This is a genomic window from Sphingomonas sp. FUKUSWIS1 (assembly GCF_000733135.1).
GTDB classification, from domain to species: domain Bacteria; phylum Pseudomonadota; class Alphaproteobacteria; order Sphingomonadales; family Sphingomonadaceae; genus Sphingomonas; species Sphingomonas aerolata.
Map to the genome: position 1 here is coordinate 1 of NZ_JPJC01000018.1, position 16,165 is coordinate 16,165.

General features: G+C 67.2%; 17 protein-coding genes. 8 read left to right on the forward strand and 9 right to left on the reverse strand.

The genetic code is table 11. The annotated features are described in order from the left end of the window. Nucleotides 1-142 precede the first annotated feature (142 nt). Nucleotides 143-610 carry a RidA family protein gene (locus sphsw_RS01910; RefSeq protein WP_031396590.1) on the forward strand — a complete coding sequence of 156 codons (468 nt, stop codon included), beginning with the start codon at nt 143-145 and terminating at the stop codon, nt 608-610. Between the two features lie 46 nt (nt 611-656). Next, on the forward strand, nt 657-1,802 hold the full coding sequence (locus sphsw_RS01915; protein WP_031439115.1) for a GNAT family N-acetyltransferase: 1,146 nt from the start codon (nt 657-659) through the stop codon (nt 1,800-1,802). Here the strand turns inward: sphsw_RS01915 and sphsw_RS01920 are convergent. Both sphsw_RS01920 and sphsw_RS01925 read right to left on the reverse strand, forming a co-directional pair. Beyond that, nucleotides 1,765-3,357: a hypothetical protein gene (locus sphsw_RS01920; protein WP_042466306.1), complete on the reverse strand. Its 1,593-nt coding sequence runs from the start codon at nt 3,355-3,357 to the stop codon at nt 1,765-1,767. The two genes, sphsw_RS01915 and sphsw_RS01920, sit on opposite strands and share 38 nt — an antisense overlap. 119 nt (nt 3,358-3,476) lie before the next feature. Continuing rightward, complete coding sequence (locus tag sphsw_RS01925) at nt 3,477-4,724, reverse strand: argininosuccinate synthase (protein WP_234387459.1); 1,248 nt, start codon at nt 4,722-4,724, stop codon at nt 3,477-3,479. A 149-nt stretch (nt 4,725-4,873) separates the two neighbouring features. On the opposite strand from sphsw_RS01925, the gene sphsw_RS01930 reads away from it, so the two are divergent. Beyond that, entirely contained in the window at nt 4,874-5,263 is a 390-nt protein-coding gene (locus sphsw_RS01930) for an EF-hand domain-containing protein (protein WP_031396586.1), read from the forward strand. A 183-nt stretch (nt 5,264-5,446) separates the two neighbouring features. On the opposite strand, the gene sphsw_RS01935 is transcribed toward sphsw_RS01930, so the two are convergent. From sphsw_RS01935 to sphsw_RS01945, 3 genes are read right to left on the reverse strand one after another with little or no spacing between them, the layout of a single operon-like run. After that, entirely contained in the window at nt 5,447-6,673 is a 1,227-nt protein-coding gene (locus sphsw_RS01935; RefSeq protein ID WP_031439117.1) for an SAM-dependent methyltransferase, read from the reverse strand. Nucleotides 6,674-6,723: 50 nt separating this feature from the next. Beyond that, nucleotides 6,724-7,485 (reverse strand): molybdopterin-dependent oxidoreductase, encoded by a 762-nt coding sequence (locus sphsw_RS01940; protein WP_031439118.1) that lies wholly within the window; start codon nt 7,483-7,485, stop codon nt 6,724-6,726. Further along, complete coding sequence (locus sphsw_RS01945; RefSeq protein WP_042466308.1) at nt 7,482-8,258, reverse strand: cytochrome b/b6 domain-containing protein; 777 nt, start codon at nt 8,256-8,258, stop codon at nt 7,482-7,484. The genes sphsw_RS01940 and sphsw_RS01945 overlap by 4 nt, the downstream gene beginning before the upstream one ends. 51 nt (nt 8,259-8,309) lie before the next feature. Here sphsw_RS01945 and sphsw_RS01950 point away from each other — a divergent pair, with 51 nt between their 5' ends. Next, nucleotides 8,310-8,927, forward strand: a complete 618-nt coding sequence (locus sphsw_RS01950) for a flavin reductase family protein (RefSeq protein WP_031439120.1) — start codon at nt 8,310-8,312, stop codon at nt 8,925-8,927. A 70-nt stretch (nt 8,928-8,997) separates the two neighbouring features. Here sphsw_RS01950 and sphsw_RS01955 read toward each other — a convergent pair whose 3' ends face one another. From sphsw_RS01955 to sphsw_RS01970, 4 genes are all read right to left on the reverse strand, one after another. Next, complete coding sequence (locus tag sphsw_RS01955; protein WP_037530331.1) at nt 8,998-9,756, reverse strand: sulfite exporter TauE/SafE family protein; 759 nt, start codon at nt 9,754-9,756, stop codon at nt 8,998-9,000. Then, entirely contained in the window at nt 9,749-10,939 is a 1,191-nt protein-coding gene (gene rlmN, locus sphsw_RS01960) for a 23S rRNA (adenine(2503)-C(2))-methyltransferase RlmN (protein ID WP_042466312.1), read from the reverse strand. The genes sphsw_RS01955 and rlmN overlap by 8 nt, the downstream gene beginning before the upstream one ends. A gap of 221 nt (nt 10,940-11,160) precedes the next feature. Beyond that, nucleotides 11,161-11,619: an invasion associated locus B family protein gene (locus sphsw_RS01965; RefSeq protein WP_442800382.1), complete on the reverse strand. Its 459-nt coding sequence runs from the start codon at nt 11,617-11,619 to the stop codon at nt 11,161-11,163. An 11-nt stretch (nt 11,620-11,630) separates the two neighbouring features. Then, entirely contained in the window at nt 11,631-12,314 is a 684-nt protein-coding gene (locus sphsw_RS01970) for a histidine phosphatase family protein (RefSeq protein WP_042466314.1), read from the reverse strand. Nucleotides 12,315-12,453: 139 nt separating this feature from the next. On the opposite strand from sphsw_RS01970, the gene sphsw_RS01975 reads away from it, so the two are divergent. The 4 genes from sphsw_RS01975 to sphsw_RS01990 form a co-directional block, all read left to right on the forward strand. Continuing rightward, nucleotides 12,454-13,107: an outer membrane protein gene (locus sphsw_RS01975; protein WP_031439125.1), complete on the forward strand. Its 654-nt coding sequence runs from the start codon at nt 12,454-12,456 to the stop codon at nt 13,105-13,107. A gap of 132 nt (nt 13,108-13,239) precedes the next feature. Beyond that, nucleotides 13,240-14,358, forward strand: coding sequence for a DNA polymerase III subunit beta (dnaN, locus tag sphsw_RS01980; protein WP_031439126.1), 1,119 nt, complete (start codon nt 13,240-13,242; stop codon nt 14,356-14,358). A gap of 110 nt (nt 14,359-14,468) precedes the next feature. Then, the gene (locus sphsw_RS01985) at nt 14,469-15,263 is read left to right on the forward strand and encodes a Coq4 family protein (RefSeq protein ID WP_031439127.1); all 795 of its coding nucleotides are present in this window, start codon (nt 14,469-14,471) and stop codon (nt 15,261-15,263) included. Nucleotides 15,264-15,388: 125 nt separating this feature from the next. Beyond that, a partial coding sequence (locus tag sphsw_RS01990) for an AAA family ATPase (protein ID WP_031439128.1) occupies nt 15,389-16,165 on the forward strand: 777 nt, incomplete at its 3' end.

Here is a 16,165-nt window from a genome sequence, read left to right on the forward strand (position 1 = left end):
GGGGGCGGTGCCGAGAGCGCCCGCCGCGCATGCCCGGATCGACGACTGGCGCGAGGCGCAGGCCTGGATCGCCGCGCGGTTCGCCGCGGGGGTGCCCGCGGACGCTTGACCCGCCCCCCGTGGCTGTGGTGAGACCGCGCACATGACCGATCGTATCGACCGCAAGCTCGAAGAGCTTGGCCTGACGCTGCCGCAGGCCGCCGCCCCCGTCGCATCCTATGTTCCCGCCGTCGAGGCGAACGGGCTGCTCCACATCTCCGGCCAGCTGCCGTTCAAGGACGGCCAGATCGTCACCGGTCGCCTCGGCGACGGCGTGTCGCTCGAGGACGGGCAGGACGCGGCACAGCGTTGCGCGCTGATGCTGGTCGCGCAGATGAAGGCGGCGCTCGGCTCGCTCGGCCGTGTCGAGCGGATCGTGAAGCTCGGCGTGTTCGTCAATTCGCATGGCGACTTCACCGATCAGCCCAAGGTCGCGAACGGTGCGTCCGACCTGATGGTCCAGCTGTTCGGCGAAGCCGGCAAGCATGCCCGCTCCGCTGTCGGCGTTCCCGTGCTGCCGCTGGGCGCCGCGGTCGAGATCGACGCGATCGTTCAGGTCTCCGCCGCTTGAGCCCAGCCGCTTGAGCCTGACGCCTGCGCGCCTATTTTAGGAGCGCATGACAGCCATCACCGCCCGCATCGCCCAAGGCGTTACCTCGATCGCGGCGGAGGACTGGGACGCCTGTGCCGGCGACGCGAATCCGTTCGTCGGCCACGCCTTCCTCGCCGCGCTCGAGGCGTCCAGAAGCGTCGGTGGACGATCGGGGTGGCAGGCGCTGCCGGTGGTCGTCGATGGCGACGACGGCCGGCCGGCCGGGATCGCGCCCGCCTATGCCAAGAGCCATAGCCAGGGCGAATATGTGTTCGATCAGGGCTGGGCCGACGCGTGGGAGCGGGCGGGGGGCCATTATTACCCCAAATTGCAGATCGCCGCGCCGTTCAGCCCGGTGCCCGGCCCACGGCTGCTGCTGCGCGACCCGGTGGTTGCGCCCGCGCTGATCGCCGCGCTCGAGGCGGTGACCGACCAGAGCGGCCTGTCCTCCGCGCATGCGACCTTCATCGCCCCCGCCGAGGTCGCGCTGTTCGAGGCTGCCGGATGGCTGATCCGTCAGGGCACGCAGTTCCACTGGACCAATGACGGCTATGCGAGCTTCGACGATTTCCTCGCCGCGCTCGCCAGCCGCAAGCGCAAGGCGATCCGCAAGGAGCGCGCCGCCGCGGTCGAGGGACTGACGATCCGGCACCTGACGGGCGCGGAGATCACGCCCGCGCACTGGGACGCGTTCTGGGTCTTCTACCAGGACACGGGCAGCCGCAAATGGGGCCAGCCCTATCTGACGCGCGCCTTTTTCGATCGGATCGGTCAGACGATGGGCGACCGGGTGCTGTTGATCCTCGCCGAGCGCGATGGCGTGCCGATCGCGGGGGCGCTCAACCTGATCGGTGCGGACACGCTCTACGGCCGCTATTGGGGCGCGACCGAGGAGGTGCCGTTCCTCCATTTCGAGCTCTGCTATTACCAGGCGATCGATGCGGCGATCGCGCGCGGGCTGACGACGGTCGAGGCGGGCGCGCAGGGCGAACACAAGCTCGCGCGAGGCTATGCGCCGGTCGCGACCTATTCGGCGCATTACATCCCGGATCCGGGCTTCCGCCGCGCGATCGCCGACTTTCTCGTCCGCGAGCGCGAGGCAGTCGCCTCCGACCGCGAGTATCTCGGCGAGCTTACTCCGTTTCGGCGGGCGGAACCGCCGACCGGTTGACCTTGTACAGCACGCTGGTGCCGTCGCGGCGGATCGGGGTCAGGTCGCGGATCAGCGCGGGGTCGAACGCCGGCGGGTGGATCAGCCAGACATAATCGAACGCGTCGCGGGGGAAATGCTCCAGCGCCATCGCGATCGGCCGCCAGAACTGGCCACGACACCGGATATCCGTAACGATTTCGGACGGATCATGCGCGAAGCCGCGCGCGATCGGATAGCGCGTCGTCATCAGCTGTCCGCCCGCCATCGACCACTGGTCGTTGGTGAAGGCCAGCCGCCGCTCGAGCAGCAGCGCCGGGACATGCTCGAGCCGCGAATAGGCCCAGTCGTCGCGACAGCGCCGCCCGACGAACGAGACCACGCGTGCGCGCTCGGGCACGGTATCGATCGCCGCGATTGCCTGGTCGTAGGACCGGTCATAGATCAGGAAGCTGATCGTGGTGCCCGCCAGCCGGACCGCGAAGAAGCTGAACCCCAGCACCGCCAGCGTCGCGGCACCGCGCAGCGAGAGGCGGTTGCGCGGGCGCAACGCGATGATCGCGAACGCCAGCATGAACGGTGCGAGGCGCATGTCGGCATAGGCCGAGCCGAACACGATCCGCGGCAACAGGATATAGACGAGCGCGAGGAACAGCGCGGACAGCGCGAGGTTGCGCGAATATTCGATCGTCTGGTCGCGCACACCGCGGAACAGGATCACGAACAGCACGGTGACCGACGCGATGTCGAACGCCATCCAGCGATCGCGCAGGACCATCGTGATCCAGTTCATCTTCCAGCGCCAGTTGAACCAGTCCTGCGTCTTGCCCGTGACGTGGTCGCCTGACCGCCACAGCACCATCATCACCATCGGCAGCGCCAGCGGGATACAGCTGAGCCCGGCGCGGATGCACGCGCCGATCCAGCCCTTGATGGCGCCTTCGCCGCGCACCCCGGTCTTGCGGATGTCGTGCTGGCGGATCAGCTCGGCGGAGAAGGCGAGCACGCCGAGCACGCCCCAGCCGAAGGTATGGCACAGCCAGAGCAGGCAGGATCCGGGCACGAACAGGATCGTGCGCAGCCGCAGCCGCTCGAGCCGTCCGAGGCGGAGCCACAGCGCGAACATGTTGAGCGCGAGCGCCATCGCCAGCGCGAAGTTCACGAAGCCGAACTGGAAGGGATAGCTATAGGCGAGCGGCAGCGCGAACAGCGCGGTCGCCGGGATCCGGCCATGCACCTCGCGCGCAATCCACAGCAGCCCGGTGACGGTGAGCGCGGGGATCGCCATGACGATCAGCTTCACCGCGAGCTGCAACCCGAAGATCGGCGCGAGCGGCACGATCAACAGGTCGATGCCGAGATTGCCGATCAGCTGCCAGCGGAAATCATACCACTGGCTGAGCCAGGGATTGTCGCCGATCGCGAGCTGGACGCGGTAGCGCCCCATATGCCCGGGCAGATCGACCAGCGGCGGCACCTCCGGCCACAGCAGCGGGATGATCGATGCCAGCGCGACGCACGCGACGAACGTGCGCGTCTGCCACCAGTGAAGTTCCGTTGTTGTCCCCCGCGCCATCCCTCGACGCCTAGCGCCGCAGGGGGGCATTCGACAAGCGCCGACCGCGCCGCATTGCGACGGAATACACCGCCAGGGCTCCCGGCCCCCGAGTGTCGGGGGACGGGAGCCGGTATCGCTCACACCTGGTCGCGGCGGCCCAGCAGGCGCAGGCGCAGTGCGTTCAGCTTGATGAAGCCTGCCGCGTCGCGCTGGTCATAGGCGCCCTGATCGTCCTCGAACGTCACGACCTTTTCCGAATAGAGCGAGTTGGGCGACTTGCGGCCGACCACATACACGCCGCCCTTGTAGAGCTTCAGCCGGACGGTGCCCGAGACCTTTTCCTGGCTGTGATCGATCGCTGCCTGTAGCATCTCGCGCTCGGGCGAGAACCAGAAGCCGTTGTACAGCAGCTCGGCATAGCGCGGCGCGAGCTCGTCCTTCAGATGCGCCGCGCCGCGATCGAGCGTCAGCTGCTCGATGCCGCGATGCGCGAGGTGATAGATGGTGCCGCCCGGTGTCTCGTACATGCCGCGGCTCTTCATCCCGACGAAGCGGTTCTCGACCAGGTCGAGACGGCCGATGCCGTGACGACGGCCATAGTCGTTGAGCGTCGACAGCAGGGTCGCCGGGCTCATCCCCTCGCCGTTGATCGCGACGCCGTCGCCACGCTCGAAATCGATCGTGATGTACTCGGGGACGTCGGGCGCGTCCTCGGGGTTCACCGTGCGCGAATAGACATAGTCCGGCACCTCGTCCCACGGATTCTCGAGCACGAGCCCCTCGGACGAGGTGTGGAGCATGTTCGCATCGGTCGAGAAGGGTGCCTCGCCGCGCTTGTCCTTGCTGACCGGGATCTGGTGCTGTTCGGCGAACTCGATCAGCCTGGTGCGGCTGGTCAGGTCCCATTCGCGCCACGGTGCAATCACCTTGATGTCGGGCGACAGCGCATAATAGCCGAGCTCGAAGCGGACCTGGTCGTTGCCCTTGCCGGTCGCGCCGTGGCTGACCGCGTCGGCGCCGACCATCCGGGCGATCTCGATCTGGCGCTTGGCGATCAGCGGGCGCGCGATCGACGTGCCGAGCAGGTACAGTCCTTCGTACAGCGCGTTCGACCGCATCATCGGGAACACGTAATCGCGCACGAATTCCTCGCGCAGATCGTCGACGAAGATGTGCTCGGGCTTGACGCCCATCATCTCGGCCTTCGCGCGTGCGGGCTCGAGTTCCTCGCCCTGGCCCAGATCCGCGGTGAAGGTGACGACTTCGCAGTTGTAGGTCTGCTGGAGCCATTTCAGGATCACGCTGGTGTCGAGGCCGCCCGAATAGGCGAGGACGACCCGATTGATGCCGGCGTCGCCGGCGGCGCGGTTGATCTGATCGGTCACGGGCAAGATCCTTTGGGCAATATCCAATGCCCGCGCCCCTATGCGCTGGACGCCCTGCATGCAACCGGAGCATGCAACCCGCCGCATTCATGGCGCGTACAACCAACCCGCGCTACGTGCGCCCCCAGATCATTTGGAGTGTCCCGACCGTGCTACGTCAAACGCTTACCCTGTTCGTCCTTGCCGGCCTCGCGACGCCCGCGCTGGCACAGGAGACCCGCGCCTCCGTTTCCGCCAAGTTCAAGGCCGAGTTCGCCGCGCGCGATACCAACAAGGACGGCGTCCTGACGCGCGCCGAGGTCCAGGCGGGGATCAGCCAGATGAAGGTCGGGCCGGGGCGCCCGGATCCGGTCCACGCCAAGCGGCTTGCCGAGCTGTGGTTCAGCAGCGCGGACACCAACAAGGATGGCAAGGTCACGCAGCCCGAGGCACAGGCACTGCTCGCCGCGACCTTTGCGAAATATGACGCGAACAAGGACGGCAAGATCGGCGGCGACGAGCGGTCGGCCGCGAAATCGCAGATGCAGGGCAGCCGCTGAGGCCACGCCTATAGGGGGGGCATCCATCTACGGAGTCCCCCCGTAAAGTCGTCATCCCCGCGGAGGCGGGGATCGAGACAGGCTGGCCTTTCGGTTCAATCACCGGAGCCTGCCAGTCTGGATTCCCGCCTTCGCGGGAATGACGAACGTCCGGATCTTACCCTGCGCCAAGCGGCGGGAAATTCAGCCCGCGCGCAACGCCCGTTCACCCTCGATCATATAGTCGCGCGTCAGCGGCAGCGTCATCCGGCTCTTCGACAGCTGGATCTGGTAATTGACCATCCCCCCGGTCCGGAACGCCGCGGCGGCACCCGCGAGGTAGAAGGTCCACATCCGGTAGAAGCGCTCGTCATACAGCGCGACGATCGCATCCTTCGCCGCGACCGTCCGGTCGTACCAATGGTCGATCGTCAGCGCGTAATGCACGCGCAGCACCTCGATATCGGTCGGGAAGAACTTCAACCCCTCATAGCCGCGGACGATCTCCGACAGTGCGGGGTTGTAGCCGCCGGGGAAGATATACTTGGTCGTGAAGGTGTCGGTCACGCCGGGCCCGCCCATGCGGCCGATCGTGTGGAGCAGCATCACCCCGTCAGCGCTCAGCAGGTCGCGGCACTTGCGGAAGAACGTCTTGTACTGCGGCGGGCCGACATGCTCGAACATGCCGACCGACACGATCCGGTCGAACGTACCCGTCAGCGCGCGATAGTCGATCAGCTCGAACTTCACCTTGTCCGCGACGCCGGCCTCCTCGGCGCGGCGCCGCGCGACCTTCAGCTGTTCCTCGCTCAGCGTGACACCCAGGACCTCGGCGCCCGTCTTGGCGTGCAGGTACAGCGCCATGCCGCCCCAGCCGCAGCCGATGTCGAGCACGCGCATGCCGGGCTGGATCGCGAGCTTCGCGGCGATATGCGCCTTCTTGTCGTCCTGCGCCTGTTCCAGGCTGTTGCCGGCATCGGTGAAGTACGCGCACGAATATTGGCGATCGGCGTCGAGGAACAGGTCATAGAGCCGGTCGGACAGGTCGTAATGATGCGCGACGTTCTTCTTCGACCGGCGTGCCATGTTCACCCGGTCGACGCGGTGGACGACCTTGTCGAGCAGCTTGATCGGCAGCGAGGGGTTGAGCCCGCCGCCGCGCTCCCACGGGCTGTTGCCCTTGAGCAGGTTGACGAGGTCTCGAATGTCGCCGCGCTCGATCACCAGGCGGCCGTCCATGAACGCTTCCGCTGCGCCCAGCGCCGGGTGGCGGACGATCGCGCCCGCAACACCTGGGGCGGTGAGGCGGATGGTGACGGGGTTGTAGGCAGGGTCGGGCGTGCCGAACTGCTTGGTGGTACCGTCCGCGTGGATCAGCGTGAGTTCGCCGGTTTTTACCTGCCGGGCGAGAAAGCGATCGAATAGGGCCATGTCGCGTTAGCTAATGACTGGTACGGAAATGCGCCACCCCCCGGGCGGCGTCAGATTCCCGCATACCAATCATAATCCACATTATCTTCCCAATAGCCGCCCTTGCCCTTGCCGATCCCGGCCAGGCTGGCGACGGCGTCTATCGCCATGATATATTTGGCATGTTTGTAGCCAAGCTGGCGTTCGACGCGCAGCCGGACGGGGGCGCCGTGCGCGACGTCCAAAATCTGGTCATTCAGCGCCCAGGCGAGGATCGTCTGTGGGTGGAATGCGTCGATCAGGTCGATCGACTCGTAATAGGGCGTGCCTCGGTACAGGTCGGCGCAGGTGAAGACGATGTAGCGCGCGGTGTCGCGGATCCCCGCGGCCTGCAACAGCGTGGCAAGCTTCGGGCCCTGCCACTTGGCGATCGCCGACCAGCCCTCGACACAGTCGTGCCGCGTGATCTGCGCGCGCGCGGGCATCTGGCGGAGCTGCGGCAGCGAGAGCGACAGCGGCCGGTCGACCAGCCCGCCGACGCGCAACCGATAGTCCGCGAAGTTGTTCACCAGCAGCTCGGTATAGGCCGGGGTGCCCGGATTGCGCGTGCCGTTCGACCGGAAGATCGGCGACATCTGCGCCGCGCTGAACTCGGGGACGAGCGCGTTGCGATCGGTCAGCGCGCGTTGCAGCCCGCGCTGCATCTCCTCGCCCATGAACAGGATCTTGCGCGCCTCGGGATGCTGGATGATCTTGTCGCACCCGGTGAGCAACGCGCCGGCGCCGACCGCCGCGCCCGCGACCAGCGAGCGGCGGGTGATGATGGTGCTCATGCGGCATCCTCCCCGGTATGCGCGGGGACGTGCCCCGGAACGGTAAAGCGTCCGGTGATCATCGATCGCACCTCGTTCCACGCGCCCGCCAGGATCACGAGCGCGAGGTGGACGATGATGAACAGCACGAGCGCGACCATCGCGATGAAGTGGATCGACCGCGCCGACTGGCGCCCGCCGAAGATGTCGAGCAGCCACGGCCAGGCGGCATCCATCGCCGGCGACATCGCCAGCCCGGTGAGGATCATCACCGGCAGCAGGATGAAGATCGTCGCGACATAGGACAGCTTCTGCAGGATGTTGTACGCGGCGGGCCGCTTCGGATCGTGGAAGCGCAGTGCCAGATGCTCGCGCACGTCATGCGCCACCTCGCGCGGCGCAAGCTCGCCCGCCCGGACGCGGAGGTCGCGCTGGAAATGCCGATTGAACAGGCTGACGATCATGAAGCCGAGCAACGCGAACGACAGGACCAGCGCGAAGAACAGGTGCCAGCGTCGCGAGATGGCGAGGTTGTAGCTCGCCGGGATCGTCAGCAGGTTGATCAGCGTCACCACCCAGCCCGGCCACTGGTCGAGCGTCGTCCACGCCTGATCGAAATTCGCGCCATAACGGCCCCAGTAGAATCGCGGATGCGCCTTCAAGATGCCGATCCCGCTGCCGATCATGATGAACATCGCCACCGCGGTGATCCAGTGCCACAGCCGCGTCGCGATCCGGTGGCGTTTGATGACGGTGACAGGGGCAGTGGCGATAGGGCGGGCGGGATCGTTCATGCTTGGCCTTCGCTTTAGGCGACAAGCTCCGACCATAGCAGGGATACGCGTATGACCGAATGGCATTCTTACGAACCGGCGAGCGGCCATCGCCTGCCGCACGATCCGCTCAACGCGATCGTCGCGCCGCGTCCGATCGGCTGGGTTAGCACGCTGTCCGCGGACGGCGTGCCCAATCTTGCGCCCTACAGCTTCTTCAACCTGTTCAACTACACACCGCCGCTGATCGGCTTCTCGTCAATGGGGTGGAAGGACAGCGTCGCCAACATCGCCGCGACGGGCGAGTTCGTCTGGAACCTCGTCAGTCGCGATCTGGGCGAGGCGATGAACGCGACCGCGGCCAATGTCGCGGCGGACGTCGACGAATTCGCACTCGCCGGGCTCGAGACGCTCGCCTCGCTGCACGTGAAGCCGCCGCGCGTCGCCGCGAGCCGCGCGCAGTTCGAATGCAAGGTGACGCAGATCGTCCGGCTGGAAACCAAGGAGGGGCGCGAACTCGACCAGTGGCTGGTGCTCGGCGAGGCGGTCGCGATCCATATCGACCCGGCGATGCTCGACGACGGCGTGTACCAGACCGCGCGCGGCGAACCGATCCTGCGCGGCGGCGGTCCTGCGGATTATTTCGCGATCACCGAGGAGTCGCTCTTCAAGATGCGTCGGCCGGGGTAAGCCGCACAAACCGGTTACCCGTGAAGGCGGGTGCCCAGGCTGGGTCCCCGCCTTCGCGGGGAAACAATTCTCAGCCGTACGCTCGCCAGAAGAACACGATCGTCGTCGCGATCGTCACCAGCAGTGTCCACACGCGGATGACCTTGGCGGGCAACACCAGCCCGAGCTTCGCGCCGAAATGCCCGCCGACGATCCCGCCGAGCAGCATCGGTATGCACAGCGCCCAATAGACCATGCCGGTGGCGATGAAGATGATCGTTGCCGCGAGATTGGCGACCGCGAGCATCAGCGTGCGTGGTGCGGCAAGCATGGCGGGCGTTGCGCCCGACAACAGCCCCCAGGCGGCGGTCAGCATCAGCCCGACCCCGCCGCCGAAATAGCCGCCATAGACGCCCAGCATCGCCTGCACCGCGACCAGCGATTTCGGCCCGATCTCGACCCGCGACCGCAGCCAGAGCGACGCCTGCGTGCCGAACGCGATCGCCAGCGTCGCGAACAGCAGCAGCCACGGCACGATTAGGTCGAACGCGCGCGCCGAGGTCGCGACCAGCAACAGGCTGCCGACGAGCCCGCCGACGAAGGTGATTCCCGCCATCGTCCGCATGCCGACGCCCGACACCGGCTCCAGCCCGTGCCGATAGGTCCACGCGCTCGCCATCGCGCCGGGCTGGAGCGAGACATTGCTCGTCGCATTGGCGAAGGTCGACGGCACGCCCAGCCCGATCAGCGCGGGCATCGTCGCAAAACTGCCGCCACCCGCCAGCGCGTTCATCGCGCCGCCCAGCAACCCCGCACCCGCCGCCAGTGCCACCACACCCAAATCAGGCAAGCGCGGCTTCGCGATCGAGTTGCGCGCGGCTCTTCTTCTCCGACGCGGTCTTCAGCTGGCCGCACGCGGCATCGATGTCGCGACCGCGCGGGGTGCGCACCGGCGCCGAAATGCCCGCCCCGAACACGATGCTCGAGAACGACTTGATCCGCTCGGGCGTCGAGCATTCATAGGCCGCGCCCGGCCATGGGTTGAACGGAATCAAATTCACCTTGGCGGGGAGCTCGTATTTGCGCAGCAGCCGGACGAGTTCGTGCGCGTCGGCGTCCGAATCATTCTTGTCCTTCAACATCACATACTCGAACGTGATCCGGCGCGCATTGTTGGTGCCGGGATAGTCCGCGCACGCCTGGAGCAATTCCTCGATGCCGTACTTCCGGTTGAGCGGCACGATCTCGTCGCGCACCTCCTTGGTCACCGCGTGCAGCGACACGGCGAGGTTCACGCCGATCTCAGCACCCGCGCGCGCCATCATCGGCACCACGCCACTGGTCGACAGCGTGATCCGGCGCCGCGACAGCGCGAGCCCCGCACCGTCCATCACCAGCTTCAGCGCATCGCGGACATTCTCGAAATTATACAGCGGCTCGCCCATCCCCATCATCACGATGTTGGTGAGCATCCGCCCCTCGGGCTGGCTCGGCCATTCGCCCAGCGAATCGCGCGCAAGCATCACCTGGCCGACGATCTCGGCGGGCGTCAGGTTGCGCACCAGCCGCATCGTGCCGGTGTGGCAGAAGGTGCAGTTGAGCGTGCAGCCGACCTGGCTCGACACGCACAAGGTGCCGCGATCCGCGTCGGGGATGAACACCATCTCGTAATCCTGCGCGTCGTCCGATCGCAGCAGCCATTTGCGCGTGCCGTCGGTCGACACCTGCGCCTCGACCACGTTCGGCCGGCTGATGACGAAGCGCTGCTCGAGCCACGGGTGCATCGTCTTCGAGATGTCGGTCATCGCCGAAAACTCGGTCGCGCCGCGATTGTAGATCCAGTGCCACAGCTGCTTGGCGCGCAACTTGGCCTGTTTTTCCTCGAGCTGCGACGTCTCCAGCGCCATCCGCAGATCGGCGAGCGACAGCCCGAGCAGGTCGATACGCCCGTCGCTGCGCGGCACGAAGCTGCGGGGAACGGGCACGGGATCGATGTGCCCGGGGATGGGCATGAGGTTCGCGGCGGTCTGCATGGCCGGGCGCATAGCGGAATTTTGACGATTTTTCTACAGGGTGAGTGGAGCGAAGCGTTGCCGCCATGAACACCACGCGTAGCCCCACACGATAACACCTCCCCGGCGAAGGCCGGGGCCCAGTTGGGGGACGGAGGTAATAATGGTCGGCCCGTCGTTACGACCACCTTTCCACCTGGGCCCCGGCCTCCGCCGGGGAGGCGCAGAGGTTGGGCGCGCTCTTACCCCCCGCGACACGCCAGCACCGCGGCATCGATCGCCGTCGCCGCGCCCGACAGCGCATAGACATCCGCGAACGGCCGCCCGCCGACGCCGACCGCCTCGACGCTCATGCTCCGCCCCGATCGCAGCGCGGCGACGATCGCGCGGTCGCTAGGGGCATCGCTCGCCCATGCGTCCAGCCCGTTCGCGACCAGCGCGAACCGGCGTTCGCCGACCGTCAGCGTCACCCCGGCGGAGCGATCGCGCTCGCGGCTCAGGCGGATGTACAGCGAGGCGCGCAGGCCGCGCTTCGGCCAGGTCGCGATGGTCGCGAAACCCGTCGTGCGCCCACCCGCCATCACCGGCCGCGCGATCGCGTAGCAGCGCGGCGGCGCCGCGTCGCGGAACGCGCCCCATCCCCGGTAGATGCCGATCGTGTCGCGCGCCGTCGCCGGTGTCGCGACCGCGAAGGCCAGCAGCACCGCCAGCTTCACGCGGGGGCGAAGCCGGTGCCGCGGTGCGGAACGGTCGCGCGGCCCTGCTCGACCAATGTCACCGACCCCTGCGGCAACCCGGGCGCAACCGCGGCGCCGAGCACCGGATCGACCGGCGCACCCGTCATCGCGCCCAGCATCACCCGGCTCGAAATCCCGTGCATGATCACGAGCCGGTCGCCCGGATCCTGCGCGGTGTCCGCGAGCCAGCCGCCGACCCGTGCGGCGATCTGCGGATAGGTCTCGCCATCGGGCGCGGGCTTCAGCGTGCCGCCGGGCATCATCACCGGCCCGACCTCGTCGACGACATCGGCATAATAGCGGCCCCCCCACGACCCCATGTCGATCTCGACCAGCCGCGGGTCGGTGCGCGCATCGTGCCAGTCGAGCTCGAGATGCTCGCAGATCACCGCCAGCGTCTGCAGCGCACGCCCGGTCGGCGACGCCCACAGGGTCAGCGCAGGCCTGGCCCCGAGCAGATCCCGCAGCGCACGGCCGAGCTCGTCGGCCTGCGCGAATCCGGCGCGCGTCAGCGGCGTGTGCGCGGCATCGCCCTGCAATCGGTGCGCGGCGTTGAACACGGTTTCGCCGTGCCGTGCGACGAAATCCCGGCCGAGCCTGACGGGCGGTTGGCCGGTTGGACCGAGGTCCGCTGCACGTTGCCGAGGGCTTGGAATCATGGCCCGCATTTCAACCCCCTGTTGCGCAAAAGCAACGGATTTCCGTGTTTATCTGAGGTTCATGCAACGCCTGTCGGATTGGTCCATTGGAGCCATCCACCCCGCGTTCGGGGGTGACGAAGATCAATGGAGTATCCCAATGCGTAAGCTTATCGCCGCATCGCTGTTCGCGACCACCGCCGTTGCCGCCCCCGCGCTGGCACAGACCAACCCGACCTTCACCGGCCCGCGCGTCGAGGCCACGCTCGGCTACGACCACACTGGCGCCGGCAGCAGCGTGTCCAACAACAACGGGCGCGACGACCAGAAGATCGACGGCCTGCTGTACGGCGGCGGCATCGGCTACGACATCGCGACTTCGAGCAACATCGTGCTCGGCGCCGAGGCCGAACTGACCGGTTCGACCGCGAAGAGCGACCGCAACGACTATACCAGCGACTTCGGCTTCGGTCGCGTCAAGCAGGGCCGCGACATCTATGTCGGTGGCCGCGTCGGCTATGTCGTCGCGCCGACGACCATGATCTACGCGAAGGGCGGCTACACCAACGCCAAGCTGAACGTGCTCGCGGGCGACACCAACCAGACCACCGACACCGACTTCAACCTCGACGGCTGGCGGATCGGCGCGGGTGCCGAGCATGCGGTCGGCCCGAACAGCTATGCCAAGCTCGAATATCGCTATTCGAACTATGAGCGCAGCAACATCGACTATGCGACCGGCGGCACCAGCGGCCGATTCGACGTCGACACCGATCGTCATCAGGTCGTTGCCAGCTATGGCTTCCGCTTCTGATTGCGGTTTAACGCGACGTTTACCGTGATCAAAGAAGGGTCGGGGCGCTTGCTCCGACCCTTTATTGTTGGGTAAGCCATCTGCGGATTGCCCCCAGCCCCGAATCCGGCTGTGGAGGCCGGGGGAATTTTGATGAAGGCGACGATCGAACGCGCAACGCTCCTCAAGGGGCTGAGCCATGTCCAGTCCGTGGTGGAACGGCGCAACACCATCCCCATCCTGTCGAACGTGCTGATCGAGGCGACTGCCGAGGGTACGCTGAAGCTGATGGCGACCGATCTGGATCTGCAGATCAACGAATCGATTGCAGCCGCCGTCGATCAGCCGGGCGCGACCACCGTGTCCGCGCACACGCTGTTCGACATCGCGCGCAAACTGCCCGAGGGCAGCCAGGTCCAGCTCGCCGCCTCGGAAGGCCGGATGAGCATCATCGCGGGCCGCGCGCGCTTCTCGCTCGGCACGCTGCCGCGCGACGATTTCCCGGTGATCGCGGAAGGCGAACTGCCGACCCAGTTCGAACTGCCCGCCGAGACATTGAAGCAGATCATCGACAAGACGCGCTTCGCGATCTCGACCGAAGAGACGCGCTATTATCTCAACGGCATCTTCCTCCACGTCGCGGACGGCGACAGCGCGAACCCGGTGCTGAAGGCCGCCGCGACCGACGGCCACCGCCTCGCGCGCATCACGCTGCCGCGGCCCGAGGGCGCCGAATCGATGCCCGACGTGATCGTGCCGCGCAAATGCATCGCCGAGCTCCGGAAGCTGCTCGACGAGGTCGACGGCTCGGTCGGCGTGTCGCTGTCGCCGACCAAGATCCGCTTCGACCTTGGGCAGGCGATCCTGACCTCGAAGTTGATCGACGGCACCTTCCCCGATTACAGTCGCGTGATCCCGACCGGCAACGACAAGATCCTCAAGATCGACCCCAAGAGCTTCATGGAAGGCGTTGACCGCGTGTCGACGATCGCCACCGAGAAGACCCGCGCCGTGAAGATGGCGCTCGACCGCGACAAGATCACGCTGTCGGTGACCTCGCCCGAAAACGGCACCGCTGCGGAGGAAGTCCCCGGCGATTATGTCGCGCTCCCGTTCGAGATCGGCTTCAACAGCCGCTATCTGATGGACATCCTCGCGCAGATCGACGGCGACATGGTCGAGGTCCACCTCGCCGACGCCGCCGCGCCCACGCTGATCCGCGAAAACGACAAGTCGCCCGCGCTCTACGTGCTGATGCCGATGCGCGTCTGACCGGCGGACGCTGGCGATCGCGTGAAAGGCCATCCTGCGGGGTGGCCTTTTTCGTTTGAAGGCTCGAGCGGATCTGATACTGACATTGCTGTTAGTAAGGAGTCGACTCGATGGCGAAGCTTCCTCCCTTTCCTGGTACGACCGGTCGTCGCGACTGGCGGACCGCGATGGATGCGATCCGGAAGCTCCTCGCCAATGGCGACGACACGACCCAGGTGTTCCGGATCATGCGCGCGCTGAACGTCGGCAACGCGCCGATGAACTATGCGCGGCTGATTGCAACCGAGCGGGGCGGGCGGATCGCCTATGAGCAGGTCGAGCTCGCACGGCGCTTCTCCGATCCGGCGTTCGTCGCGAGCTTTGGGCCCGGCACGGTCGGCGCGGCCTATCGCCTTTTCCTCGAGACGACGGGCTATTCGGCGGACGGGCTGGTCGAGGTGTCGCGGCTGGTGCCGAGCGAGGACGATCTGGCGCATCCCTATGCGTGGTTCGGCCGGCGGGTGCGCGACACGCATGACATCTGGCACGTGCTGACCGGCTACAAAGCGGACGAGAGTCTCGGTGAGGCGGCGCTCGTCGCGTTCAGCTATGCGCAGGTCGGCGGGCTCGGCTGGGCGCTGATCGGGTCGGCTGCGGCGCTCAAGAGCCTCCGCGTCACCGGCAATGGCTTGTTCGCCAAGGCGGTCTGGGAAGGCTATCGCAACGGCCGCAAGGCACACTGGATTTCGGGCGAGGATTATCTGACCCTGCTGCACGAGCCGCTCGATGCGGCACGCGCGCGGCTCGGGATCGCGACGCCGGTCGCCTATCTGCACGCGCAGCGCGAACTCGGTCCCGTGCTCGCCTCCTATCTGAGCGCGCAGAAGGCGGGGGCGGGCACCGGGCCCGAGCGGATCGCCGCCTGACGCGAAGGCTGACAGCGCACCGGGTCTGTCGCGGGTGGTCCTGACCAGACCGATCGCCGACTTCGCTCAGGGCGAACGGAAAAGGGCGATGCACTCGGCTGCAAAACTCCTTTAAGGCCGGTGCGATGCTGTCGCGCCTCGTCCTCACCGATTTCCGCAATCATGCCGACCTGACGCTCCAGCCGGGGGCGGGGTTCGTGGTGCTGACCGGCGCGAACGGCGCGGGCAAGACCAATATCCTTGAGGCGGTCTCGCTGCTCGCCCCCGGCCGGGGGCTGCGCCGGGCGGCGCTCGGCGAGATGGCGCGGCAGGGCGGTGCGGGCGGTTTCGGCGTCGCAGCAACGCTCTGCCCCTCCGCGCGAGGTGAGACGTCCGTAGCTGGGGACGAACGTGACCAATATGCCGACGCTGGTAGCCACATCGGCGATGTCGATATCGCGACCGGCGCGCTGACTTCGGCGCCTGAGCGCCGCATCGTCCGCGTCCAGGGTGCGACCACCACCGCCAATACGCTCGCCGAATGGCTGACGGTGTTGTGGCTCACCCCCGCGATGGACCGGCTGTTCGTCGCCCCCGCGGGCGAACGCCGCGGCTTTCTCGACCGGCTGACGCTCGCGCTCGCGCCCGGTCATGCGCATCATGCCGCGCGCTACGAGGCGGCGATGCGCGCGCGCAACCGGCTGCTCGGCGACGAAGGCCGTCCCGATGGCGACTGGCTGTCCGCGCTCGAGGCGCAGATGGCCGACCATGGCGACGCGCTCGACGCCGCGCGCCGCGAGACGGTCGACCTGCTCGGCGCGCGGCTGGCGGGCGAGACGGACGGCGCATTTCCGCGTGCGGGCCTCGCGCTCGACGGCTGGGCCGGCGATGCCGCGCCACTCGCGGTCGCGCTTGCCCAGGGT

Coding starts and splice junctions, on each gene's coding strand:
- sphsw_RS01920 (WP_042466306.1), bottom strand. CDS start 3,357: ATGGCGCGGGGGACAACAACGGAACTTCACTGGTGGCAGACGCGCACG.
- sphsw_RS01915 (WP_031439115.1), top strand. CDS start 657: ATGACAGCCATCACCGCCCGCATCGCCCAAGGCGTTACCTCGATCGCG.
- sphsw_RS01970 (WP_042466314.1), bottom strand. CDS start 12,314: ATGATTCCAAGCCCTCGGCAACGTGCAGCGGACCTCGGTCCAACCGGC.
- sphsw_RS01935 (WP_031439117.1), bottom strand. CDS start 6,673: ATGGCCCTATTCGATCGCTTTCTCGCCCGGCAGGTAAAAACCGGCGAA.
- sphsw_RS01975 (WP_031439125.1), top strand. CDS start 12,454: ATGCGTAAGCTTATCGCCGCATCGCTGTTCGCGACCACCGCCGTTGCC.
- dnaN (WP_031439126.1), top strand. CDS start 13,240: ATGAAGGCGACGATCGAACGCGCAACGCTCCTCAAGGGGCTGAGCCAT.
- sphsw_RS01940 (WP_031439118.1), bottom strand. CDS start 7,485: ATGAGCACCATCATCACCCGCCGCTCGCTGGTCGCGGGCGCGGCGGTC.
- rlmN (WP_042466312.1), bottom strand. CDS start 10,939: ATGCAGACCGCCGCGAACCTCATGCCCATCCCCGGGCACATCGATCCC.
- sphsw_RS01945 (WP_042466308.1), bottom strand. CDS start 8,258: ATGAACGATCCCGCCCGCCCTATCGCCACTGCCCCTGTCACCGTCATC.
- sphsw_RS01950 (WP_031439120.1), top strand. CDS start 8,310: ATGACCGAATGGCATTCTTACGAACCGGCGAGCGGCCATCGCCTGCCG.
- sphsw_RS01910 (WP_031396590.1), top strand. CDS start 143: ATGACCGATCGTATCGACCGCAAGCTCGAAGAGCTTGGCCTGACGCTG.
- sphsw_RS01985 (WP_031439127.1), top strand. CDS start 14,469: ATGGCGAAGCTTCCTCCCTTTCCTGGTACGACCGGTCGTCGCGACTGG.